General features: G+C 45.3%; 26 protein-coding genes. 18 read left to right on the plus strand and 8 right to left on the minus strand.

The window, feature by feature from the left end; all coding sequences use genetic code 11:
- Positions 1-26: 26 nt before the first annotated feature.
- The gene (locus tag MHB54_RS17750; protein WP_023990280.1) at positions 27-194 is read right to left on the minus strand and encodes a DUF1328 domain-containing protein; all 168 of its coding nucleotides are present in this window, start codon (positions 192-194) and stop codon (positions 27-29) included.
- Positions 195-454: 260 nt separating this feature from the next.
- Between MHB54_RS17750 and MHB54_RS17755 the strand changes: the two genes are divergently transcribed.
- The 11 genes from MHB54_RS17755 (at position 455) to MHB54_RS17805 (ending at position 12,502) form a co-directional block, all read left to right on the plus strand.
- Positions 455-976 (plus strand): DUF948 domain-containing protein, encoded by a 522-nt coding sequence (locus tag MHB54_RS17755; protein ID WP_339200896.1) that lies wholly within the window; start codon positions 455-457, stop codon positions 974-976.
- 51 nt (positions 977-1,027) lie between these two features.
- Positions 1,028-1,546, plus strand: coding sequence for a hypothetical protein (locus MHB54_RS17760; RefSeq protein WP_053326087.1), 519 nt, complete (start codon positions 1,028-1,030; stop codon positions 1,544-1,546).
- 96 nt (positions 1,547-1,642) lie between these two features.
- A complete protein-coding gene (locus MHB54_RS17765) occupies positions 1,643-1,984 on the plus strand; it encodes a general stress protein (protein WP_023990277.1) in 342 nt (113 codons plus the stop codon).
- A 235-nt stretch (positions 1,985-2,219) separates the two neighbouring features.
- Positions 2,220-3,401, plus strand: coding sequence for a PP2C family protein-serine/threonine phosphatase (locus MHB54_RS17770; protein WP_023990276.1), 1,182 nt, complete (start codon positions 2,220-2,222; stop codon positions 3,399-3,401).
- Positions 3,385-7,104: a response regulator gene (locus tag MHB54_RS17775; RefSeq protein ID WP_264454539.1), complete on the plus strand. Its 3,720-nt coding sequence runs from the start codon at positions 3,385-3,387 to the stop codon at positions 7,102-7,104. Before MHB54_RS17770 ends, MHB54_RS17775 begins: the two co-directional genes overlap by 17 nt.
- A gap of 79 nt (positions 7,105-7,183) precedes the next feature.
- Entirely contained in the window at positions 7,184-8,053 is an 870-nt protein-coding gene (locus MHB54_RS17780) for a CheR family methyltransferase (RefSeq protein ID WP_023990274.1), read from the plus strand.
- Between the two features lie 19 nt (positions 8,054-8,072).
- Positions 8,073-9,743, plus strand: a complete 1,671-nt coding sequence (locus MHB54_RS17785) for a response regulator (protein ID WP_264454540.1) — start codon at positions 8,073-8,075, stop codon at positions 9,741-9,743.
- A gap of 99 nt (positions 9,744-9,842) precedes the next feature.
- On the plus strand, positions 9,843-10,181 hold the full coding sequence (locus MHB54_RS17790) for an STAS domain-containing protein (protein WP_023990272.1): 339 nt from the start codon (positions 9,843-9,845) through the stop codon (positions 10,179-10,181).
- A gap of 18 nt (positions 10,182-10,199) precedes the next feature.
- Complete coding sequence (gene rsbW / locus MHB54_RS17795) at positions 10,200-10,652, plus strand: anti-sigma B factor RsbW (protein WP_023990271.1); 453 nt, start codon at positions 10,200-10,202, stop codon at positions 10,650-10,652.
- Positions 10,649-11,422, plus strand: coding sequence for a sigma-70 family RNA polymerase sigma factor (locus tag MHB54_RS17800; protein ID WP_013311929.1), 774 nt, complete (start codon positions 10,649-10,651; stop codon positions 11,420-11,422). Before rsbW ends, MHB54_RS17800 begins: the two co-directional genes overlap by 4 nt.
- A 120-nt stretch (positions 11,423-11,542) precedes the next feature.
- Positions 11,543-12,502: a magnesium transporter CorA family protein gene (locus MHB54_RS17805; RefSeq protein WP_053326084.1), complete on the plus strand. Its 960-nt coding sequence runs from the start codon at positions 11,543-11,545 to the stop codon at positions 12,500-12,502.
- A gap of 115 nt (positions 12,503-12,617) precedes the next feature.
- Here the strand turns inward: MHB54_RS17805 and MHB54_RS17810 are convergent, their stop codons facing one another.
- The 4 genes from MHB54_RS17810 to MHB54_RS17825 all read right to left on the minus strand — a co-directional run bounded on the left by MHB54_RS17810 (position 12,618) and on the right by MHB54_RS17825 (position 14,730).
- Positions 12,618-13,094, minus strand: coding sequence for a DUF5665 domain-containing protein (locus tag MHB54_RS17810; RefSeq protein WP_165179367.1), 477 nt, complete (start codon positions 13,092-13,094; stop codon positions 12,618-12,620).
- A gap of 92 nt (positions 13,095-13,186) precedes the next feature.
- On the minus strand, positions 13,187-13,588 hold the full coding sequence (locus tag MHB54_RS17815; RefSeq protein ID WP_023990268.1) for a YtxH domain-containing protein: 402 nt from the start codon (positions 13,586-13,588) through the stop codon (positions 13,187-13,189).
- Between the two features lie 42 nt (positions 13,589-13,630).
- Complete coding sequence (locus tag MHB54_RS17820; RefSeq protein ID WP_013311925.1) at positions 13,631-13,888, minus strand: GlsB/YeaQ/YmgE family stress response membrane protein; 258 nt, start codon at positions 13,886-13,888, stop codon at positions 13,631-13,633.
- 137 nt (positions 13,889-14,025) lie between these two features.
- Positions 14,026-14,730 carry a phosphatase PAP2 family protein gene (locus tag MHB54_RS17825; protein WP_264454541.1) on the minus strand — a complete coding sequence of 235 codons (705 nt, stop codon included), beginning with the start codon at positions 14,728-14,730 and terminating at the stop codon, positions 14,026-14,028.
- Between the two features lie 231 nt (positions 14,731-14,961).
- On the opposite strand from MHB54_RS17825, the gene MHB54_RS17830 reads away from it, so the two are divergent.
- Positions 14,962-15,681, plus strand: coding sequence for a pirin family protein (locus MHB54_RS17830; RefSeq protein WP_254348997.1), 720 nt, complete (start codon positions 14,962-14,964; stop codon positions 15,679-15,681).
- A gap of 193 nt (positions 15,682-15,874) precedes the next feature.
- Here the strand turns inward: MHB54_RS17830 and MHB54_RS17835 are convergent, their stop codons facing one another.
- A complete protein-coding gene (locus MHB54_RS17835) occupies positions 15,875-16,102 on the minus strand; it encodes a DUF1128 domain-containing protein (RefSeq protein WP_013373034.1) in 228 nt (75 codons plus the stop codon).
- A gap of 120 nt (positions 16,103-16,222) precedes the next feature.
- Between MHB54_RS17835 and yyaC the strand changes: the two genes are divergently transcribed.
- The gene (gene yyaC / locus MHB54_RS17840) at positions 16,223-16,813 is read left to right on the plus strand and encodes a spore protease YyaC (RefSeq protein ID WP_049828442.1); all 591 of its coding nucleotides are present in this window, start codon (positions 16,223-16,225) and stop codon (positions 16,811-16,813) included.
- Positions 16,814-16,902: 89 nt separating this feature from the next.
- Positions 16,903-17,697, plus strand: a complete 795-nt coding sequence (locus MHB54_RS17845; RefSeq protein WP_250270186.1) for an alpha/beta fold hydrolase — start codon at positions 16,903-16,905, stop codon at positions 17,695-17,697.
- Between the two features lie 95 nt (positions 17,698-17,792).
- Here the strand turns inward: MHB54_RS17845 and MHB54_RS17850 are convergent, their stop codons facing one another.
- Complete coding sequence (locus MHB54_RS17850; protein WP_053326079.1) at positions 17,793-18,359, minus strand: pyridoxamine 5'-phosphate oxidase family protein; 567 nt, start codon at positions 18,357-18,359, stop codon at positions 17,793-17,795.
- 398 nt (positions 18,360-18,757) lie between these two features.
- Here MHB54_RS17850 and MHB54_RS17855 point away from each other — a divergent pair, with 398 nt between their 5' ends.
- Positions 18,758-19,414: a DUF6483 family protein gene (locus MHB54_RS17855; RefSeq protein ID WP_069080833.1), complete on the plus strand. Its 657-nt coding sequence runs from the start codon at positions 18,758-18,760 to the stop codon at positions 19,412-19,414.
- Positions 19,401-20,615 carry a class I SAM-dependent methyltransferase gene (locus MHB54_RS17860; protein WP_069080832.1) on the plus strand — a complete coding sequence of 405 codons (1,215 nt, stop codon included), beginning with the start codon at positions 19,401-19,403 and terminating at the stop codon, positions 20,613-20,615. The genes MHB54_RS17855 and MHB54_RS17860 overlap by 14 nt, the downstream gene beginning before the upstream one ends.
- Positions 20,616-20,696: 81 nt before the next feature.
- Here the strand turns inward: MHB54_RS17860 and MHB54_RS17865 are convergent, their stop codons facing one another.
- Positions 20,697-21,020: a hypothetical protein gene (locus MHB54_RS17865; RefSeq protein WP_023990260.1), complete on the minus strand. Its 324-nt coding sequence runs from the start codon at positions 21,018-21,020 to the stop codon at positions 20,697-20,699.
- Between the two features lie 144 nt (positions 21,021-21,164).
- Between MHB54_RS17865 and MHB54_RS17870 the strand changes: the two genes are divergently transcribed.
- Both MHB54_RS17870 and MHB54_RS17875 read left to right on the plus strand, forming a co-directional pair.
- Positions 21,165-21,779, plus strand: coding sequence for a DedA family protein (locus MHB54_RS17870; RefSeq protein WP_264454542.1), 615 nt, complete (start codon positions 21,165-21,167; stop codon positions 21,777-21,779).
- A 1-nt stretch (position 21,780) separates the two neighbouring features.
- Entirely contained in the window at positions 21,781-22,350 is a 570-nt protein-coding gene (locus MHB54_RS17875; protein WP_013311914.1) for a thioredoxin family protein, read from the plus strand.
- Position 22,351 lies beyond the last annotated feature (1 nt).

Consider the following 22,351-nt stretch of genomic DNA (forward strand, 5'->3'; position numbering starts at 1 on the left):
GCTTTTGTACAGCTAGCATCCGATAACTATGAAACCCGTCTTCTTCCGGTAAAGAGTGAAATGACGAACAACACCAGAAATATCACAAATAATATTTTAGCGATTGTAGCAGCTATGGACACGACGATACCAAAAAAACCTAAGATTCCGGCGATCACAGCAAAAATTAAGAATAAAGCGGACCATTTTAGCATGTTCTGTATCCTCCTTTAATTGTATATAATGTGGCATACTCACGCCCCGATAGAGCGTGGTTGCAGATGACGGTGACTTCTATAGATTACTCGTGGCTGTGCCATCGTTATATGTTGTTTTAAACGGTGCGAGAGTCCGTGAATCATAACGTTTGGAGCGGAGAAGAAGCCAGCCTGGACGTTGTTTCGTGTCTGAATCTAAAGGGTAACTATGCAGTAATCATAAACATCATCGTGAAAGACGAAAGAGAGGTTACGCCATGTTAACACAGGTCAGCATTTTTATTATTGCTATCGCATTTGCAGTTCTCGTTATTTTCCTCATTAAAACGTTGAAAGCAGCACAAGGCTCACTGGATAAGGTGACTCAAACCTTACAGGATGTGCAAAAAACGGTAGATGAACTGAGTTATGAAGTAAAACAAACGGTTCGACATGCGAATGACATCACCGCAGATGTTGATCATAAATTGAAGCAAGTGGAGCCAGTGATGGAATCGGTTAGAAACTTGGGGGAGGTACTCAGCGAAGTGACGCTGGCTGCCAAGCAGGCTTCAACAGCGTTAATGACACGGTTTCAGAAATCGCATAGCGCTGCGAGTAATACTTCCAGAACGGATAATGCGATTAAGGCAACGACACCGAGTAGACCTTTGACCGCAACGGAGCGGACGGTTCAGAGCTACAATGCGACTTATGAAGAGCCTGCGGCCAAGCCGGGTAAAAACTGGTTGGGTTATGTAGACATCGCTGCTGGGGTGTGGCAGAAAATGCGTCAGTAGCATAGTGGCTGAACCGTAAACTACAGGAAATTCATTGAAAGGGTGAGATTTATGATGAAGACGTTATTACTAGCTGCTGGTTTGCTCACTCCCTTTTCCGGACAGGATACGGTTCAGCAAACCGTTTCCCCGCAAACAGCGGGGCATATGGTTAGGACTGTGCAGACGATACCCGCTCCACATGCTGTACCAGCAGATTTTCATACCTTAAATGGCATATCTTTGGATGATACACGTGCCGATGTATTGAAAAAGCTGGGCAAGCCACTACGAGTCAAAAAGGATATGCTGCTGCTTTCTACAGAATACCAATATCCAGATGTTGTAGTTGGTATGCGTGATGACGTCGTTTCTTATGTGCATGTAGACCCTGCTGCCGGTCGAATCAAGGTAAATGATGAGTGGCTGCCGCTGCAACGGAAAACGCTGGATCAGGCGCTGGGTGGCTCGCAATTCACGGCGGAAGACGGAGAGGTCTATGTACGCGGACAACGTGCAATCAAAGTGTTTATGGATGAGACGTCTGATAAACCTAAGTATGTCGAGTTTTTTGATGAAACGGAATGGTAATTGATATTTCCGAGGCGTGACATAACATGGAAGTTTCAAATGGATGTGTGAAGTGTAATAGTCAGAGAAGTCAATCCTTAAAGGAGCGTGAGAAACATGAATCAGACCAATCATAAATCTTATGCCAAAGTGGTAGATAACGGTGTACAAGCCGTTGAAGCAGTAAATGAGTTGCGTAACACGGGCTATCGTTATGAGGATGTGTTCGTGCTCGCTCATGATCAGGATCGGACAGATCGTATTGCTGATACGGTGGATGCCAAGGAAATCGGGATTAAGGAAGAGGGCGTTTTCGACTCATTAGCCAACTTGTTCCGTTCCCGCGGCGATGAGCTTCGCGCTAAAATTACTTCCTTGGGATTTACAGATACCGAAGCTGACTTTTATGAAAAAGAACTGGATCAGGGTAAAGTGCTGGTCATTGCTAAAAAAGCGTGATATTGCTGTTCACCATAAAAGCAGAGTGGCATTAGATTCGAAAAAGAGGATGTTGACCGCAGCACAAGTGTTTCGCGGGTCCTCCAAAAACATAGATAAGGAATGGGGTTCCAGCCTCATTCCTTATCTATGTTTTTGGAATGCCTTCTTACGGAAACACTACTTCTAATGAACAAGGGTGTTGCCGTTTAAGCAGGTATAGTATAATACATGAGTTACAGATAAGGAGAGGCCAATGAGAATTCTAATTGTTGACGATAACCCGACGAATGTCATTATTATTCGTGAAATACTGAAAAAAGAAAATTATCGGGATGTGATCTCTGCTAGCTCGGCCGCAGAAATGTTGGAGCATCTGGGAATCGGCGATCGTACCATTAGTCTTCGACCCCGTCCTTCAGATATTGATTTGGTGCTGCTGGACATGATGATGCCTGAAATGGACGGCATTGAAGCTTGCAGTATTGTGCAGGAATATGAGCATTTAAAAGATATCCCGATTATTATGGTAACGGCAGTAGGCGATTCCAAAAAATTGGCCGAAGCTCTGGATGTGGGAGCCGTCGATTATGTCACGAAGCCGATCAACAAGGTAGAGCTAATGGCGCGAATCCGGTCTGCTTTGCGACTCAAACAGGAGAAGGACTGGCATAAGGATCGGGATCAGCGAATTCAGGATGAGTTGAAGCTGGCCGCGATGGTGCAGCAGGCGGTGCTTAGTCCTGCCATTCAGGACCCGGTGCTGCAAGTGAATGCGCTCTATCAGCCTTCCTTTGAACTGGCAGGGGATTTATATTCATGGTATCCGTTAGGAGAGGGGCGATATGCCATCATTTTGCTTGATATGATGGGGCATGGCATTTCTTCCTCGCTGTTCTGCATGTTCATTGCGTCTGTACTTAAGGATACGGTGACCACATATGTGGAGCCTGAGAAAGTCATACAAGAGCTGAATCGTCGTTTTAATCAACTGGATCTGGGCAAGCAGCTGGTACAGTATTATTTTACGGCGATTTATATGGTGATTGATACCCGTTCACGGCGAATTGACTATGTAAATGCGGGACATCCTCCCGGTTTGCTGTTCAACCAGGATGGCAGCATTACCAAATTTGACCGTGCATGTAGCCCGGTTGGTTTGTTTGATAAGATTGATGCAGAAATGCACACGATTCATTATGAAGGAACTGGACATATCGCTTTGTATACGGATGGCTTGCTGGAAGCGGTGGAAGGTGAATATGAAGAGCAGTTGGAGTATCTGACTGAGTGTCTACGTAAGTATGAGGATTGGAATGAAGAAGCGATGCTGGATGCATTTTTTCGTAATGAGGCGCCACAGGATCGCGATGATGATAAGTGCCTGATCTGGATTTCATTGAAAGAGGGAGAGAGCTTGCATGAAAATCAGAAATAAACTGCTGATCGGCTTTGGATCGCTTATGGCGATCCTCCTTGTGCTGACGCTAATCAGCTATGACCGTATGGGGAGCCTGAATGAGCAGCTGAATCAGGTTTACCAGGACCGATATGTGAAGGTCCGGAAAACAACGGCTATTCGTGGTCAGGTGAATGATATGGCCAAAGTTATGGCCAACCTGATTTTAAATCCGGGCTCCTCCGTCGGCGAGGCCAAACGTGAGCTCGATGATATTTCCGCTACTGGAACGAAAGTGCTGGCAAGTCTGCAAACAAATTCAGGCACCAGTGAAGAGCAGCAGCAGGTTGATCGGGTAGCCGTCGCCTGGAATGAATTTCTAAGTTACGAACAAAGGTTAGTTTCCTTGCTGGGACAAGATCGCATTGATGAGGCTAACGCTTTCCGCAATAGTACTGGTTTGCCTGCTCAAGAGGAGGCAATGGACAGCATTAATGCCCTTGCCGTTTTTCAGGATCGGGAGATTGATAACGACATGAAGCAAGCCAATCAGGCCTATGAGGAATCTGTACAGATTACCACAATTCTGATGGCCGCCGGTCTGATCATGGGCTTACTGGTTATTTTGTGGGTGCTCCCAAGCATTGCCAAAGGTCTAAATATCGTTAGTCTCATGATTAATGGTTTTGGCAAGGGAAAGTACAGGGCCATCAGCCGAATGAGTGTTGCCTCCAAAGATGAAATCGGTGAGGTCGCTCGTGTATTTCAACAAATGGCCGGGGACTTGGAAGAAAAGCGGAAATTCGAGCATTCCGTCCTTCAAACGCAGAAGGATCAAACTTGGCTTAATGCCAATACTGCTCGGGTGACTGAGCTGTTCCGTGGTGTAAATTCACTGGAGCAGGTTGCTCAGATGTTCATTAGTGAGTTTACGCCCATCTTGGGAGGCAGCTATGGAGCCATCTATTTGCAAGGAAAAGATGTAGAAGACAACCGTTTTAAGTTATACGGCTCCTATGCAAAGGTGACTGGCGAAAATTCGATTAGGGACGTTATCCATGTGGGCGAAGGGTTGCTCGGACAATGTGTTCTGGATCGTAAGCCGATCTTGATTACAGAGGCTCCTGACGGATATTTGTCCATAGGCTCTGCCTTAGGAGAAAGTAAGCCAGTGGGAATTATGATTTTCCCTATTTTGTTCGAGGATGAGTGCATCGGTGCTATAGAAATAGCGTCACTGGATCGCTTCAGTGATCTGGAAACGAAGCTGTTTGCTCAATTAGTAGAGAGCTTGGGGATCATTCTGAACAATATCAAGGGACGGATGCGTGTAGAGCAATTGCTGCGCGAATCCCAGGCACTTACTGAGGAATTGCAATGCCAGTCCGAGGAGCTACAAACTCAGCAAGAGGAACTCAAGCGCTCCAACGAAAATTTGGAGGAGCAAACAGAGGAGCTCAAGCGTTCAGAGGAGTTGTTACAGCGTCAACAGGAAGAATTGGAGCATTTTAATACTGAACTGATTGCCAAAACTAGAGCGCTGGAAGAACAAGTTCGAGAAGTGGAAGAAAAGAACGACGAGATCGAACATGCACGAGCTCAGTTGGAGCAACAGGCAATGCAGCTAGGAATTACAAGCAAATACAAATCCGAGTTTTTGGCCAATATGTCTCATGAGCTGCGTACTCCGCTAAATAGCTTGCTTATTCTTTCTCAGCTCTTGTCTGAGAACAAGGAAGGCAATCTCAAGCCAAAGCAAGTGGAATATGCACAAACCATTTATATGTCAGGCGCGGATTTGTTGAAAATGATTGATGAAATTCTGGATTTATCCAAAGTGGACGCTGGAAAAATGGATATTAACCATGAAGCGGTCCATTTGAAGGAACTGGAACTGTTTGTGGAGCAGAATTTTGCTCCGGTCGCAGCCAAACGTGAGCTTCAACTGCATACCGAAATCGAAGAGAACTTGCCAGATGCCATTATCAGTGACGGTTATCGTCTCAAACAAATTTTACGTAATTTGCTGTCTAATGCCTTCAAGTTCACCACGGAAGGTTCTATTCGTTTCATGGTATCTCGGGCAAACGGAGAGCAACTTCCTGGTCTGCTAAATCCACGAAGATCCTATCTGGCTCTATCTGTGCGTGATACGGGCATTGGGATTGCTTCCGATAAAACGGATCTGATCTTCGAAGCCTTCCAGCAGGTAGACGGTACAACCAGCCGGAAATATGGGGGGACAGGACTAGGTCTGTCGATCAGCCGCGAGCTTTCCAGATTGTTGGGCGGCGTTATTACGGTGGAATCCGAGCAGGGACAGGGCAGTTGTTTTACATTGTATTTGCCGGAACAAACGCCAACGGCTGAGGATATGGAGTCTCATTCGAGAGAGGAATTTAACGGTGCGGATGTGAATTCGGGTTTTGAGAGTGTCGCAGCCTCGGTAGAAACGGACCTTCCCATGATTATGCCTGCTAAACGGTTGCCATTATATCAGATGCCTTCGAAAAACAAAGCGGAGGACATTATACATCCGGGGGACGACCGAAACGAGATTACCTCGCAGGATAAAGTGCTGCTGATTATTGAGGATGATATTAATTTTGCTAATATTTTGTACGATATGGCCCGTAGCCGGGGCTTTAAAGCACTGATCGCTCTCCAAGGAGACGATGGGCTCAACATGGCTCAATCTTATTTGCCGGACGCTATTATACTAGATATTCAATTACCTGTGATGGATGGCTGGTCCATTTTGGGCGAGCTGAAAGGAAATTCATCGACACGTCATATTCCAGTGCATGTTATTTCGGTCATAGATGATGTGAAGCAGGGCTTAATGATGGGCGCGATTGCCTATCTCAAAAAGCCTTCCTCGAAGGAAAGTCTGGATAAGGCATTTTCACATATAAAATCGTATACGGACCAAATGGTCAAACGTCTCCTTGTGGTTGAAGATGATGATAATCAGCGTAAATCCATTATTGAGCTGATCGATCATGATGATGTTGCCATTACTGCGGTATCGACAGGTCAGGAAGCACTGAATGAGCTAGCTACCCAGCGGTATGACTGCATGGTACTGGATCTGATGCTGAGCGACATGACTGGTTTTGAACTGCTGGATCGTATTCGAGAGAACGAGCAGCTAACTGATCTGCCGATCATTATTTATACAGGCAAAGATCTGGATAGCAAAGAAGAAACGCAACTTCGCAAATATGCAGAGTCTATTATTATTAAGGATGTTAAATCGCCGGAACGGCTTTTAGACGAAACAACGTTGTTCTTGCATCGTGTAGAGGCGAATCTTCCTGAGGATAAACGCAAAATTTTGCAGAAGCTATACAACAAGGAAGAACTGTTTGAAGATAAAAAAATATTGTTGGTAGACGATGATATTCGCAATGTATTTGCTCTGTCCAGCGTGCTGGAAAGCTATCGTATGGAGGTTACCTTTGCGGAAAATGGAAGAGAAGCACTGGAACTGCTGGAACAGACACCTGATTTTGATCTGGTTCTGATGGATATGATGATGCCGGAAATGGATGGATATGAAGCGATGCGACGTATCCGGCTAATGCCACAATTCGAGAAGTTGCCTATTATTGCCCTGACAGCCAAGGCCATGAAGGATGATCGTTCCAAGTGTATTGAGGCAGGCGCTTCCGATTATGTAAAAAAACCGATTCAAACCGAACAGCTTTTATCATTAATGCGGGTGTGGTTGTATTCGTAACCCAAAAAATTGGGTAATATAAATCGACACATGATTGGAGCGGCACAGGCAAAACCTATTTAGGAATTGGAGAGAGATTATGACATCTAAGGATATGGCGGATAATGCTGCTAATGAAGTGAAATCGAATGATACTGAGCGGGAATTGATTGAGATTGAGCTGTTGCTGGAAGGTATACATCGGCTGTACGGCTACGATTTTCGTAACTACGCTCTGCCATCGATTAAGCGGCGTGTTTATTATCATGCGCAGTCCGAGAATGTAAGCACGATATCAGGACTTCAGGAGAAGGTGCTGCATGATCGCAGCGCCTTCGATAGACTGGTGCAAAGCCTTTCCATTCCGGTGACCGAGATGTTCCGTGACCCGGAGCTGTTTCTGAATTTTAGGCAGAAAATCATTCCTATTTTGCGAACGTATCCGTACATTCGAATATGGCATGCAGGTTGCTCCACAGGTGAGGAAGTATATTCTATGGCGATCTTGCTGCATGAAGAAGGCTTATATGATAAGGCCCGCATTTATGCGACGGATATGAATAACCTGTCTTTACAGCAGGCGAAGGAAGGCGTATACGGGATCGACAGAATGAAGCTGTATACCAAAAATTATTTGGAGTCCGGGGGCACGCAATCGTTCTCTGAATATTATACAGCCAAGTATGATTCAGTGATGTTTCATCCTTTTTTACGGAAAAATATTATTTTTGCGGAGCACAACTTAGCGACTGACCGGTCCTTTAACGAGTTCAATGTTATTTTTTGCCGGAATGTCATGATCTATTTTAACGACGAACTTCGCAACCACGTGCATGGGTTGTTTTATGATAGCTTGAGTCATTTTGGTGTGTTGGTGCTTGGGGCCAAGGAATCCATACATTTTACCGATTATAGTGATTCCTACGAGCCGCTGGACCGGATAGAAAAAATTTACCGGAAGATTAAATAGAGATGCTTAGGAGGATTCCATGGGGCTTCATGAACCGATTCATATATTGCTGGTAGATGACAGACCTGAGAACCTGCTCGCTCTTGAGGCGGTGCTGGAGAGTGAACAATATAATTTGGTAAAGGCCACATCCGGGGAAGAAGCGCTGCGATGTCTATTAAAAGATGAATTTGCAATCGTAGTCCTGGATGTGCAGATGCCGGGTATGGATGGAATTGAGACCGCAAAGTTAATCAAGGCCAGAGAGAAAACGAAGGATATTCCGATTATCTTTATTTCAGCTAACAGCAAGGAAGCGGAGCATTTATTTGCGGGGTATTCAGCGGGCGGTATTGATTATATGGTGAAGCCGTTCATCCCTCAAATTCTCAAGTCCAAAATTGAAGGCTTCGTGCAAATGTATCTGACAAACAAGCGCTTGAAGACACAGTCCATGCTGCTTCATCAGAAGACCCAGCAGCTGGAGAAGATGAACAGCGAACTGATTGCCGCCAAGGAGGCAGCAGAGATTGCTGCCAATGCCAAAACGGAATTTCTGGCGATGATGAGCCATGAGATCCGCACACCTATGAACGGCGTCATTGGCATGATTGATTTGCTGATGGAGACGGAGCTGCAAAGTGACCAACAGGAATATGCCGATATCATCCGTCGTAGTGCAGACGCGCTGGTAGCAGTCATTAATGATATTCTGGACTTCACTAAGCTGGAGTCAGGCAAAATGGAGGTAGAGGAATATCCTTTTGATCTGGTTTCCTGTATCAAGGAAGTTTTCAGCCTATTTACGGTAGAGGTGAACCGAAAGAACTTGGAACTGGTTTATTTCCTCGATGAACAGATGCCTCCTGTGTTATATGGAGATATGGGAAGATTGCGTCAAGTATTGATTAACCTGGTATCCAATGCCGTCAAATTTACAGACCGGGGCGGGGTGTATGTCTTCGCATCTGTCAAAGAGCAAAGCGACAATGGACTTACCGTTGAGTTTTCTGTGAAGGATACAGGCATTGGTATTGATCCCGCTAAGGTTGGAAGGCTGTTTCAGCCCTTTTCCCAACTGGATTCTTCAATGACGCGTAAATATGGTGGAACCGGGTTAGGACTCGCCATTTGTAAAACCTTAGTGAATATGATGGGCGGAGATATCCGTGTAGATACGAGCGGAGAACAGGGCGTGACGTTTCATTTTACAATGAAGCTTGGCTTTGCTCAGGAAAATGAACTGGAGGGGGAGTCCAGCCACGACTGGGAAATTCCACATCGGGAATCTCCAAGCCGTAAACCTGTACTGGTCGTAGATGATCATCCGATTAACCAGAAGCTGATGGTTAATATACTGGATAAGCTCGGTTTAGCTTCAGATGTGGCAGCAGATGGGCAACAGGCGCTTGATATGGTCATGGCGAATCAGGACTATGACTATATCTTTATGGACTTGCAGATGCCTGTGATGGACGGTCTGGAGTGTACGGGTAGAGTGCGTGAGCAATTGGCGGGAAGATCCCAACCTGCCATTATCGCCATGACGGCTAATGTGATGGAGGGTATTCAGCTTCGATGTATTGAAGCTGGGATGAACGATTATATCAGTAAGCCCGTTAAAATCAGCAGTGTAAAACAGGCGTTGCTACGGCATTCTCCGGACCATTTTCCAATGCAGCCGGGTAAAGAACAAATCAATGAAGCCTAGATGGTGGCATTTGGTAGTGTTTAAAAAGTTATACCGTGATTCAAACGATCGTATAATGGGTTAGTATGTAGGGAAATCTTTTTTCGGGAGAGTAGGCCTATGAATACAAATAAAAATGAGAAGTTTAATGCAATTACAGAAACAACCGATGGCGTAAATACCGTTTATCTGAGTGGAGAGTTGGATCTTTCGGTAGCACCTGATTTTCGTCTGGTGATGGAGCCTTTGGTGGGGGAGTCCAGCCAAGATTTGATTATTAACTTGAGAGACCTTAAATACATTGACAGCACGGGGATTGGTATCTTGTTATCCATTTTAAAAGCAAGGCATGGGATGGAGTCTCGCTTTGCTGTTCAAGAGGTACCGCCTCAAATTCAAAAGCTGTTTGATATGACTGGTATTGCCAAATTCTTTGTCCCCCAGGAGAATTCCCAATAGGAAAGGAAAGAAAAAGAAATGAATGCTCAAATTCAAAAAGTAGTTCTTAATTTGCCGGCAACTGCTGACTTTGTTGATATTGTAAGATTAAATTTATACGGTATTGCCGCGAAAATGGGATTCTCTTATGAGGATATTGAAGACATGAAAGTGGCTGTATCGGAAGCCTGTAATAACTCTGTCCTTTATGCATATGGTCATGAGGGGGGAGTCGTGGAAGTAATATTCGAATTTGATGAAGTTTCGTTGTCCATTCGTGTCAAAGATGAAGGGGAGAGCTTTGAACGTGTGGAGGACCCGTCCCGTATCGCATCCTTGCATGACAAGGAGTTGAATGATGCGCAGATAGGCGGATTAGGCTTTTATCTCATGCAGGCGCTTATGGACGATGTCCATATCTTGAATGAGACAGGAAAAGGCACCGAAGTGGTGCTTGTAAAGCGACTGACCAGAAGTGAGGAAAGAGTATGAATGAAAAGGTAACTCCCCCGGAGTCGATGGATGAAGCCGTTGGTCTAATCTGGGAGTACCAGCAAACAAAAGATAACGAGATTGCTACCGTGCTGATCCGTAAGTATGAGCCGATGGTCAAGATGGCTGCTGGGAAGATCTCCCGTAACCGTCCGGACTTATACGAGGATTTATATCAGACCGGTCAGATGGCTTTGATACGTCTGCTTCAGCAATACGATATCAGCTTGGGTATCCCATTTGAACCATACGCTATGAAAAGTATGCTGGGACATATGAAAAATTATTTGCGCGACAAATCCTGGTACATCCAGGTTCCTCGCCGCATTAAAGAAAAGGGTGCGCTTGTTCAACATGCTATTGATGAACTAACCGTTAAATTGGAACGTTCACCCAATGTGGATGAGATTGCAACCTATTTGGATCTTACCGTGGAAGAAACGATTGAGGTGCTTGCAGGCCGTGAGTGCTATCACTATGTTTCACTGGACTCGCCTTTATCCCAGGAAGAGAGTGCAGCTACATTAGGCGAGCTCATTAGCTCGGATGCTAACGATTATGACACTGTGGAAAAACGAATGGATTTGCAGCAGGCTTTAAGCCAACTGAAGGAGCAGGAACAAAAGGTGCTTCTTCTGGCATTTCAGGACGGTCAATCTCAACGTGCGATTGCACAGACGTTGGGCGTATCGCAGATGAGCGTTTCCCGTATTCAGAAGCGGGCAACGGAAAAGCTGAAGCAGATTATGTCTAATTCCTCTATTTCATGAGTAGATGGCAGATTATATGGCTTAAAATATTTGACGTCACATCGTAAGGACACGTTATTCCGATATGGGAAGCGTGTCCTTTTTATAAAGCGAAAAAGGTTGGGAGGAAGGTTGGAATCCATGACAGCATTTGAACAGATTTCTTCCTTTCGTGGAGGATGGGAATGGTGGGACATCAGTGCTGGGAATTGGCAAGATTCGGTCATACAGCATTTGAAGGAGAAGCTCCCAGAAGCCTCAGAATGGCTGGACAAGGTAGAGGACATTCCATCCAGCTTTATATCTGTGCGCTTTCCAGATGGCAATCAGCCCTTAATGTACGGGTCGCTGATCTACTCTGTTCAGGAGGAGATCGACAGTCAGCGCAATTGCAACAAGTTTTATTTTCTGGTCTTAAATCAGAAGTTAGTGACGTTAAATCTGGATCAAAATACCCGTGAAATCATGCACACCGCGGAACGCCAAAAAATGCTGGAACAGTGTGAGGATGCAGCTGATGGCATGTTTGTATTGGCGAGAGCCGTGCTCCATTACTTTCATACAGGTATGGATAAGTTCGAGATCAACCTGAGAAGACTGGAAGAGGACATGGAGAAAAGGAATGCTCGTACGCTGATGGATTCTATATTGAATGCACGTTTCGAGCTGTTGTATTGGAGCAATATGTTCATTCCCTTTTCAGAGCTGGTGACGGCTTCTCGGGAGGCATATCTGGATAAACTGGAGGAGAATCGTTTTTTCAAGCAGTTACTTTACCGTGTTACTCGGATGGAAGGACTTTTCCTGCATTATGAAAAGGAAATCGACACATTGATCTCCATTGACGACGCCATTTCCGCATTTAGAGGGAATGAGATTACGAAGACGCTGACCATTGTCACCGCCGTATTTACACCAGCAACCGTAGTGGGCGCTATATGGGGCATGAACTTTGAAAATCTGCCTTGGATTAAAACAGGCTGGGGTTTTACCACCGTGATTATTGCCACACTGCTAAGTATGGCGGGAATGTACGGCTGGCTGATGATGAAGGGGTGGACAGGAGACTTATTGAAGGCTAACAAGCGCAACAAATTGTAGCGGCTGACTACAGCTGTTACAATTTACAAATAATAAACGATCCATCGTAACTGGAGGCTCTTTGAGGAGTCTATTATCGGTTACGATGGATCGTTTTTAAATGAGATAGGAACAATTACTTAGTACCTTGGCTCATTTTGATATATCCTAATAATTCGGCGATGAAATCTCCGATGACCGGAAGATTTAATTGTACCAGGAAACTGAGCAACCAAGCGAGCAAGGCGAGTATGACCACTGTACCCAGCGTAAGGCCGAGACCACGTGCAATCCCTGCGGTCAGATTGCTCATAATTCTTCTTTTAGTGCTGGAGTAGTTCTCGAGAATATCTTTGAATTCTGCTCTTTCGAGCGTATCTGCTATTTGATCTAAGCGTTTGTTAAGCCGCTTGACCTCATGGCGCAGCTCAAAAGGATGCTCATTTACATCAAAGTCTCTCTCCTGATCATGTGTTTTAACATGATTATGAGTAGAAGAAGTCTGCTTGGATGAAACTTCATCTGGCTGATCTTGAGCCTGTAGGGGATGAAAGGTTCTTTTGTTGTTCGCGGTAAGATCATCTCCATAGGAATTTGGCTTGTTCATTGTCATCCCAGCCTTTCTATCATTTAAAAACAGCCAGCTTCTTGCATGCTGGCTGTTCAGTGTAGGGCTTATTTTTTTGCCATCAGAATGTGTAGCTATTAGGAATTTGCATTCAATTGTTTCTGTGTATCCTTGGCCGCCTGAGCCGTTGCATCCATAACTTCTTTATCCGCTTTGGCCGCTTCATTAGCCACATCGGCAGAAGCTTTGGTTACGCTGGAAACGATATTGTCTTTGCTCTCGGATACCGTTTTGGCTACATCTGCTGTTTTGGTGGAAACGGTTTTGGCCAAATCTGTCGCTTTGCTGCTAACTACAGATGCCACATCCTTTGTTTTATCGGAGACAACTGTAATTTTATCAGACAGATCACTACGCAAATCACGACCCGGCTTCGGCGCGAACAGCAGGGCTGCGGCAGCACCAATCAAACCTCCAATAAATAAACCTTTTGCAAAACCTGAAGTACTTGCCATATTTTGATTGTCAATGTTACTCATGTTATATCACTCCTCTTATAGAATAAAAAATATATATAAATTTTAGGTAGCCCTTCTTAATAGCCTGGACACAAGTCCGAGCAAGAACACGAACAATGCGGTTCCGAGTATGGCTGGAATGACTGCAAAATCTCCGATGACCGGGCCCCAGTCTCCCAATAGCATGACACCTAGCCAAGCTCCTACAAATCCAGCAATCATAGAGCCCGCAATGCCGCCAGGCATTTCATGACCAGCCAGTGCATCGCCAATCAATCCGATAATAATAGCCATTACAATACTTAGTACAATTCCCCACACAAGGATCGCCTCCCTTATCCTAAGTTCACAAAACCATAACGTTTTTAATGAAGGCTGAGCTTCGATATTGCTGAGCCTTGCTTACTTCGTATATAAACGTCGTGACCCGGAGTGAAACAAAAAGCCGTCTCGGACATTTACCGGTGGGGAGTGGAAGGAAGCTTCATGCGCGCTCGCCAATAGATCACAGGAACGGTAAACACCAGCCAAATTATACCTGCAATATAGCCACCCACAATATCTGTAGGAAAGTGAACGCCTAGATATACGCGGCTTAATCCAATCAAGAGAATCAGTAGTGCACCAAGAACACACGGAAGAAAGAGCGAACGCCCACGAATCTTTCGTTCCATGGCCCAAATGGCAAATATCATTCCGAAAAATCCCATGGAAATCATCGCATGACCGCTGGGAAAACTATAGCCCCCGGCTTCAACCAAATGTTGAAGTGACGGGCGTTCCCGTTGCAAAATTTCCTTAATGAGCGTATTCAGCACCCACATCGCCGTAAAGCTGCTTAGGATCGCAAAGGAATAAGCTTTTGAACGAAGACTGACCCAACACAAGGTAGCAGCACCGAGGGCGATGATCAACGACATGCGGAATGAACCGAAAGATGTAATGAATATAGCGATGGTTAGCATTTGGTAACGAGCAGCTGCTGTATCTGGAAAAATGGCATCCTGTATGCGTTCATCCCAATATAGAAAAGGAGCTGTGCCAATCCATTTCACAGAGTAGGCGACGAGAAGTAACACAGCGATCATGGTAATAGATGCATACAGACTACGGCGCAAATAGCTCGGTAGGAAACGGGATGATTGGGGTTCATGAGATAGCATATGTAATAAATCTCCTCCTTATGGCTGTGATAGATTCAATTTTTCGTACTATTAACTTAACTAATAATAAACTTAAGAGCAAAACCCGACGGAGACGACAGGCTGATTGAGGCATATAAGCCCGGGGTAAAGGGATCGTATCACAGCGTTTGTAATGCCAGGGCCGGAAGTGGAATAGTCATCACGAAGCAAAGCTGCTTTACGGAACTGTAATCCATGGAGGTGTTAAGGATGATTAAAATAGTGACATCGGCAGAAAGACATACCTCAAATAAAGGGTGGATTCATAGCGAGTTTAGCTTTTCGTTTGCCGATTATGAAGATCCGAGCAATGCCCATTTTGGCTGTATGCTAGCCCATAATGATAACGAGCTTGAACCGCAGCAAGGCTTCAAAAGACATCCGCATCACGATTTGGAAATCATCACCTATGTAATTGAAGGCCAATTGCATCATAGCGACAGCTTAGGACATGAGCAGGATTTGAAAAGCGGCTCGATCCAGGTTCTGAGTGCAGGCACCGGAATTGAACATGAAGAGCGAAATACTGGGGATGAAAGACCAGTTCGTTTTTTGCAAATGTGGTTTTTACCCGAGAGTCCTGGCATTCAGCCTTCTTATCAGGTGCAAAGATTCAAGCACAGTGAACGCCTAAATAGGCTTCAGCCTGTTGTGTCTGGTTCAGAAGTGGAGGGAGCGTTATCCATCGCGCAGGATATAAATCTGTATCTGAGCAGATTGGAAAAAGGACAGCAGCTTGAATATCCGCAGCAAGAGGAGCGCCGCACCCACATCTATGTAGTTAGCGGTCATGTGGAAGTTACGTGCCAGGATGGGGATTTTCAGTTAGGGCCTGGTGATGCCGCGCGAATTCAAAAAAGCTGTACATTAAAGATACGAGCTACAGGGAATGAGGATATATCTGAACTGGTGTTAGCTGATTTGCCTTGAAGCATCCTTGAGTGAAGAAGTGTATGAAAATGCGTATATGCAATCGAAAAAATAAAGCTCGTATCCCGTTGCACGTCTGCTGAGACGACCGGAGATACGAGCTTTATTTACGCTGACAGGGCTACTATCATGAAGGCTGTTGCTCATGATGATAGGATGTAATACAGCTAAGCTGGCTGTCCTACAAGCTGATTCAGGAGGACTTGCGCAATCTGCCCAGTTCAGAAACAATAGCTTCAACCTCTGAAATGCTCAGGTTAGGCTTGCTTATCACCATATCATAGACATCATGAATGTCCTCGTATTGCTCCAGCGAGAAAGCGGATGCCTGCATAGCAGCACCACTCGCCATACGGAGTTTAGTTTTAATACCCTCAATCATATACTCAATGTTGGCATGAGACGGTACAGACAAATCCATCGTTAATTTTCCATCCTTTCATAACAGGGGAAGTTGCCTGTATTGTATCATGTTTTTGTTGTAGAATGTACTGAAAGCCAGATTACCGATATACAACCGAATCAAGGAGGATGGACAAAGTTGTCTTTGTATAATCGAGCTTCCGCACCCGGTCGCTCGTCCTTAGAACATAATGTAAAGAAAACAGATCGAGATGGACTCGCGCCGTTTTTCCGAGAAATTCATCATCAGCATGCTATAGATAAGTTGACTTTTGTTTGCATCGGTACGGATCGCTCATCGGGTGATTCACTTGGGCCACTGGTAGGCACCATGCTCAAGGAGCAAGGCTTTCCGCACGTGATTGGCACAATGACGGAGCCCTGTGATGCAGATCATCTGGTTTCATACTTGGAGTGCATTCCCCAAGATCATCATGTGATCGCCATAGATGCTTGTCTTGGACAGCACGGCTCAACGGGAACGTTTCTTATTGCGTGTGAACCGCTAACTCCTGCGCGATCGGTGGGGCTGTCTCTGCCGTCTGTTGGTCATTATAGTGTTGCAGCGATTGTGAATGAGCGCAGTCCCAAACCCTATTGGACACTCCAAATGACGTCGCTTCACTTGGTCATGACAATGGCTGCGCATATTGCTAATGCGGCGGCTTATGAATTTGGTTTAAAAACAGCTTCGCAAGATTTTCCGGAGGGTTACCGTTTCAGATATTGATGGTCTGCTTAATAATATACATCAGCATTGTTCTACTTAATAATATATTCAGCTCCAATAGATTATATACAGAGAAGGAAGGGTTCCATATGGAAAAGGTATTATGCGAAGGAACGACGATCTGCTATGCCGAACAGGGAAAAGGAGATCCGATCATTTTATTGCACGGTTTTTGCGGAAGCTCCTCCTATTGGGATGAGGTTGTTCCATTGCTGTCCCAAAGCTATCGTTGTATTGTTCCAGACTTGCGTGGACACGGACGCAGCGATGCTCCACTAGGAGCCTATACTATTGATCAAATGGCAGATGATGTGCTTAAACTTCAAGAACAATTGGACATCCCTCAGGCTGCCTGGTTTGGCCACTCCCTAGGAGGCTATCTAGCCCTTTCGGCAGTGCAGAGACATGCAGAGCGCCTTACAGCCTTTGGACTGATTCATTCCACAGCTTATGCAGATACGGACGAAGGTAAAGAAAAGCGGAATAAGGCTGTATCCACCATCCAAACGGAGGGGATTACGACCTTTGTAGATGGACTTGTACCGGGGCTATTTGCTCCTGATCATGTGGAGTCGATGTCCAGCCAATTACTGAAAGTCAAAGAAATTGGCTACAAAACACCACCACAAGGAGCCGTAGGAGCATCACTGGCTATGCGCGAGCGTACTGATCGTCGGGATGTATTGTCGGCTTCTGCATTGCCGGCCCTTTTAGTAGCGGGTGAGCAGGATCAGGCGGTTCCTCCAGCGCGGACGTTTACAACAGATCGGGCCGGAGTAACTCAGGTTACCCTACCGGAAGCAGGTCACATGAGCTTGTTCGAAGCACCGGAGTTATTAGCGAACGCTATCTTGACATTTTTAGAGCAGAACTTGAAAAAATAGACTAAGGGAAGCCCAAAAAACCGGAACCTTCTGAGGTGATAATCAGAAGGTTCTGGTTTTTTGTGTAGTCAATTATTTTTAGGAGTGTAAGGTGTCTAATTTATGTTGCTTTTGTTAAAGGCAAATGCTGTCGGCAAACCGTCAATACTCTCCAAATTTTTCTCATAGGCATATCTTTTAAGTGCTTCTTCTCCCATCTGAATTGAGACTTCCTTCAGCTTTTCCCGTTCGCTCGTGTATGTCATGAAGGGAACCGCAAAACCACATGAATTCTGAACCATGTGAATGTCCACAACAATGATTTGTCTTGCACCGGGAAGCGGGTTGAAGAGTGGGTACAGCTCATTCCATTGCTTAGTATCAGGCAGCGCGACGGTACCAGTACCATAGAGCTTTAGTACACTGGGAGCGCCCTCAAATGCACAAAACATGATTGTTACCCGTCCATTCTCGATAATGTGAGCGCTTGTCTCGTTGCCGCTTCCCGCCAAGTCGAGATAGGCTACCCTTTGGTCCGATAGAATACGAAAGGAATCATATCCCTTGGGGGAAAGGTTAACGTGCCCTGTCTTGGATAGCGGTGCTGATCCTACAAAGAAAATGTGCTGCCGCTGTATAAACTCTTGATGTTCCGGTAATATCGAGCTAAATTGTTTACCCAAACTCCATCATCCTTTCTCACAAAAATATTCATATAAATTTTGTTTCTAAAGAAAATAATTACTATGAATTATTTTATATAATGTTTAAATATACTGATTATTTTTTGTTTCGTATGAAACAAAAATATCACGACACTAACAAAGAAGCAATATTGATTTTAAAAAAACTCATCATTCGCTATTCACATGATCAGCTACAAAGTACTGTACCGTAGGAATTTCACTGCCATACGTGAGCATTCTGACTTCCTGATCATTGATGTTGTTAACTGAGGGTGAAGGTTATAAGTGGTATTTCTGCATGGTAGGGCATTTGGCTTTTAGACAAGGATGTCTTACAATCAGAAGGGACAGGGTTCCTGGTTGTCTAGGCATCGGAATGAAAGGAAGGGAACGGCTTGCTTAGAAAAGATTATTTGCTCAGTATGATGGAAGAATTGACATCGGCAGTAGCATCGGTGCTCGGTCTAAGGCGTGAAAATAAACACGTCGAAGCGCTAAAACAGCTAGATGACCTGCTCAACAAGCAGTTTCGTCTTCGTTCAGATTTGCTCAGACGATTGCCGCCGGAACAAATTATTGAGCTTTTCCGATTGGGCCCTGGAATTGAAGCGGATAAGCTTCAGCAGGTGGCTCGCATTTTGGAAGAAGAAGCCGTGATTTACCTGGAAACCAGCAGAACAGACGAGGGCATACGAATCTTGATGAAATCTCTTCATTTATATTTGTACAGCGATACGAATGGCGCGACTCGTGATCTGCAGGTCTTGCCTGAACGAATAGCGTGTATCGTGAAACTGGTGCGTGAATATGAGCTTCCCCCTGAAACCAGCAAACTGTTGGCTGTTCATTACGAGCGAGAAAACAGGCTGGACGAAGCCGCCGATGTCTGGTTTGGATTGGCATGGGAGCAGCCAGAGCTTCTATCCGAAGCGGAGACGTTTTATAGTCAATTACTGGATAAGACCAATGCAGAGCTGGAGCTGGGTGGAATTTCACGCCAGGAAGTCACCGAGGGTTTGACCGAGATCACCCAATTACATGAAAGAAAGTGAGATGTACCTTTTGGATTCACTGCGCGAACTTATATACCAATTGACCACGGGAGGATCCCTCATCACAGCGACGCTGAGTCAGCTTCGCAAACGGGAGGATGCTTCTTTTACTAAAGTGCAAATCAAACCTGTAGAATTGAAAAATAAGCTGCATTACCAGTTTGCTTTTCATTATAGCAACAAAGTCATTCATGAAAATCTGACCCCTGACGAAGCTAGTGAGCGTATGACTGCCTTGTTTGAGGACACGTTCCGCCAAGGACTTTTATGCGCCAAGGATGCAGACTACCAAGTGCTGATCAGTAAAAAATATAAAGTATCCATTCTGACAAAGTCACCGAGCAAAAGTAAAGCCGACCTGTCTCATAATCGCAAAAAGCAATATGTGCTCGAAGAAGGGGAACGAATTCCTTTCCTGATTGAGCTCGGGATAATGAATGAGGATGGTAAGGTACTGGCCCGCAAGTATGATAAGTTTCGTCAAATTAACCGGTTTCTCGAAATGGTGCAGGATATATTGCCTAGCCTTCCGGTAGGCCGCCCATTGACGATTGTGGATTTTGGCTGTGGCAAATCGTATTTGACCTTTGCGCTGTATCACTATTTGGCTGTACAGCAAAAGCGACCATTGCAGATCGTTGGTTTGGACTTGAAGGCAGATGTCATTGAAACCTGTAATGTTCTGGCTCAAAAGCTGCAATATCGACAGTTGGAGTTTCTGGTCGGTGATATCGCAGACTATAACGAACTGGAACAGGTGGATATGGTTGTTACCTTGCACGCTTGTGATACAGCAACGGATGCGGCGCTGGAAAAGGCCGTCCGCTGGGGAGCTTCCGTCATTTTGTCGGTTCCGTGTTGCCAGCATGAGCTGTTCAGCCAACTGGAAAATCCGGTATTGGAGCCGTTGCTTTCCCATGGTATTTTAAAGGAGCGTTTTTCTGCACTGGCAACAGATGGAATCCGGGCCAAACTGCTGGATATGATGGGATATCGGACACAGCTGTTGGAATTTATCGACATGGAGCATACACCTAAAAATATTCTGATTCGTGCCGTCAAAGGGCAAGCGGGAGAACAATCCGTTATGTGGCGTGAATACACAGCATTTCGGAATTTTATTCATGCTGATCCTTATTTGGAACGCGCTTGTGCGGATTTGCTTCCCGAAGGAGCAGGGGAAAAGCAGACACACAGCTAGGAGTATAGTAAAAGTGGAGCCACTGCGGGGTGGCTCCACTTTTTTTGTAGTTCACAGTTCATAGTTGCAGTACGCAAACATCTATCCACCATAGGCACTTCTAAAAGCGGTGCACAAAACATCGCGATCCACCTTCCACAATGCTGCGAGCTCCTCACTGACATCTTCGTCCCACCAGTCGCATAGTAGTTTGCGGTTACTATGGTTTTCCGCAATCCAGATAAGGTGTCCGACGACCTTGCGGCAGTATAGCTCCTCGCCCTGCTTGACCAGATCAGGAGCAATGTGAACAGGCAGACGTTTGCAGGTTCGATACAACTCTTTGATACATGCGCGGCGAATACCACGAGCTGTGGGTAAACGGGATTGTGAATTGTCATGTTTGGGGAATTTGCCGGGAGGCATATTGTACCCCCTCCTCTCTCTCTCAACTTATGCGGGCAGAGGGGTCGGGGTCACTGACCTCCCTATTTGGGCGAAGTGGCGACTTGTTCTGCCGCTGTGATACACTAATGAAAATAGAGAAACAGGCAGGGAGTGGGAAGAGAAGTGGACCAAATATCTAATATCATTAATTATTTGTTTGAGATCATTCGTAGTCTTGGGTATTTTGGTATTATGCTAGGCTTGATGGTTGAGGTCATTCCAAGCGAAATTGTCCTCGCTTATGGTGGCTTTTTGGTATCCTCGGGTCATATTAATTTTTTTGGCGCAGTCGTTTTTGGAACGATTGGCGGGGTGCTGGCCCAGCTATTCATTTACTGGATTGGGCGCTATGGCGGCAGACCGGTATTAGATAAGTATGGGAAATACATACTTATCAAAAAAAGTCATGTCGACCATGCTGAAGCCTGGTTTAACAAATACGGCACAGGGGTCATTTTCACAGCTCGCTTTATTCCTGTTGTGCGTCATGCCATCTCAATCCCTGCCGGGTTGGCTCGAATGAACGTATGGCGCTTTACTATTTTGACAACGCTAGCGATTATACCTTGGTCTGTTTTGTTTATATATTTAGGTATGCTGCTAGGAGACAAGTGGGAGCAAATTGACGAAGTGGCAGCACCTTACATCAAACCGATTTTGCTGGTTGCCCTTGCACTCTTGATCATTTATTTTGTTATCAAGTGGATTTTGTCCAAAAACAAAAAAGGAAGTGTATAACATGAGCCGTACTAATGTATCGCAATACTTCGGAAAGGGCTTAAGCCCTGAACAGTTTATGGAGGGCATGGAAAAGAACAAAGAAGCCTTCCGCTCTGGGTACGATCAGTTTGTATGGAATCGCGAAGAGGATCGAGAGTATTTTGAAAGCTTGAACCATCGGGATGATCTGCGCGTGCTTATTTTGGCTGCCGACTGGTGTGGGGACGTGGTGCGCAATGTGCCAGTTGTGTTCCGCGCGCTGGAGAATAGCGGGATTCCGACCGAAGTATTAATCTTGGAAAACCATCAGGCGCTGATGGATGACTTCCTGACAATGGGCGGACGTGCTGTTCCGATTGTGATTTTTGCGGATACAGGAGGTCACGTACTTGGCCACTGGGGACCACGCCCTGCACATGTCCAACAAATTATGATCGGATTCAAACGTGAAAATCCAGATCGGGAAGCTGATGATTATCAAGAAAAAATCGCAGTTGCTCGTAAAGAAATGGCTGAAAAATATGGGGAGGGAACCGAGGTCCATCCTGTAATTGTTCAGGAATTACGCGAGCTGATCTCGGGATTTTAAC

The sequence above is a fragment of the Paenibacillus sp. FSL M7-0802 genome, assembly GCF_038004945.1.
Classification (GTDB): Bacteria; Bacillota; Bacilli; order Paenibacillales; family Paenibacillaceae; genus Paenibacillus; species Paenibacillus polymyxa_B.

Coding starts and splice junctions, on each gene's coding strand:
- MHB54_RS17845 (WP_250270186.1), top strand. CDS start 16,903: ATGGAAAAGGTATTATGCGAAGGAACGACGATCTGCTATGCCGAACAG.
- MHB54_RS17800 (WP_013311929.1), top strand. CDS start 10,649: ATGAATGAAAAGGTAACTCCCCCGGAGTCGATGGATGAAGCCGTTGGT.
- MHB54_RS17775 (WP_264454539.1), top strand. CDS start 3,385: ATGAAAATCAGAAATAAACTGCTGATCGGCTTTGGATCGCTTATGGCG.
- MHB54_RS17765 (WP_023990277.1), top strand. CDS start 1,643: ATGAATCAGACCAATCATAAATCTTATGCCAAAGTGGTAGATAACGGT.
- MHB54_RS17815 (WP_023990268.1), bottom strand. CDS start 13,588: ATGAGTAACATTGACAATCAAAATATGGCAAGTACTTCAGGTTTTGCA.
- MHB54_RS17875 (WP_013311914.1), top strand. CDS start 21,781: ATGAGCCGTACTAATGTATCGCAATACTTCGGAAAGGGCTTAAGCCCT.
- MHB54_RS17830 (WP_254348997.1), top strand. CDS start 14,962: ATGATTAAAATAGTGACATCGGCAGAAAGACATACCTCAAATAAAGGG.
- MHB54_RS17810 (WP_165179367.1), bottom strand. CDS start 13,094: ATGACAATGAACAAGCCAAATTCCTATGGAGATGATCTTACCGCGAAC.
- MHB54_RS17805 (WP_053326084.1), top strand. CDS start 11,543: ATGACAGCATTTGAACAGATTTCTTCCTTTCGTGGAGGATGGGAATGG.
- MHB54_RS17770 (WP_023990276.1), top strand. CDS start 2,220: ATGAGAATTCTAATTGTTGACGATAACCCGACGAATGTCATTATTATT.
- MHB54_RS17790 (WP_023990272.1), top strand. CDS start 9,843: ATGAATACAAATAAAAATGAGAAGTTTAATGCAATTACAGAAACAACC.
- rsbW (WP_023990271.1), top strand. CDS start 10,200: ATGAATGCTCAAATTCAAAAAGTAGTTCTTAATTTGCCGGCAACTGCT.
- MHB54_RS17825 (WP_264454541.1), bottom strand. CDS start 14,730: ATGCTATCTCATGAACCCCAATCATCCCGTTTCCTACCGAGCTATTTG.
- MHB54_RS17760 (WP_053326087.1), top strand. CDS start 1,028: ATGATGAAGACGTTATTACTAGCTGCTGGTTTGCTCACTCCCTTTTCC.
- MHB54_RS17750 (WP_023990280.1), bottom strand. CDS start 194: ATGCTAAAATGGTCCGCTTTATTCTTAATTTTTGCTGTGATCGCCGGA.
- MHB54_RS17780 (WP_023990274.1), top strand. CDS start 7,184: ATGACATCTAAGGATATGGCGGATAATGCTGCTAATGAAGTGAAATCG.
- MHB54_RS17755 (WP_339200896.1), top strand. CDS start 455: ATGTTAACACAGGTCAGCATTTTTATTATTGCTATCGCATTTGCAGTT.
- MHB54_RS17860 (WP_069080832.1), top strand. CDS start 19,401: ATGAAAGAAAGTGAGATGTACCTTTTGGATTCACTGCGCGAACTTATA.
- MHB54_RS17835 (WP_013373034.1), bottom strand. CDS start 16,102: ATGGATTTGTCTGTACCGTCTCATGCCAACATTGAGTATATGATTGAG.
- MHB54_RS17785 (WP_264454540.1), top strand. CDS start 8,073: ATGGGGCTTCATGAACCGATTCATATATTGCTGGTAGATGACAGACCT.
- MHB54_RS17865 (WP_023990260.1), bottom strand. CDS start 21,020: ATGCCTCCCGGCAAATTCCCCAAACATGACAATTCACAATCCCGTTTA.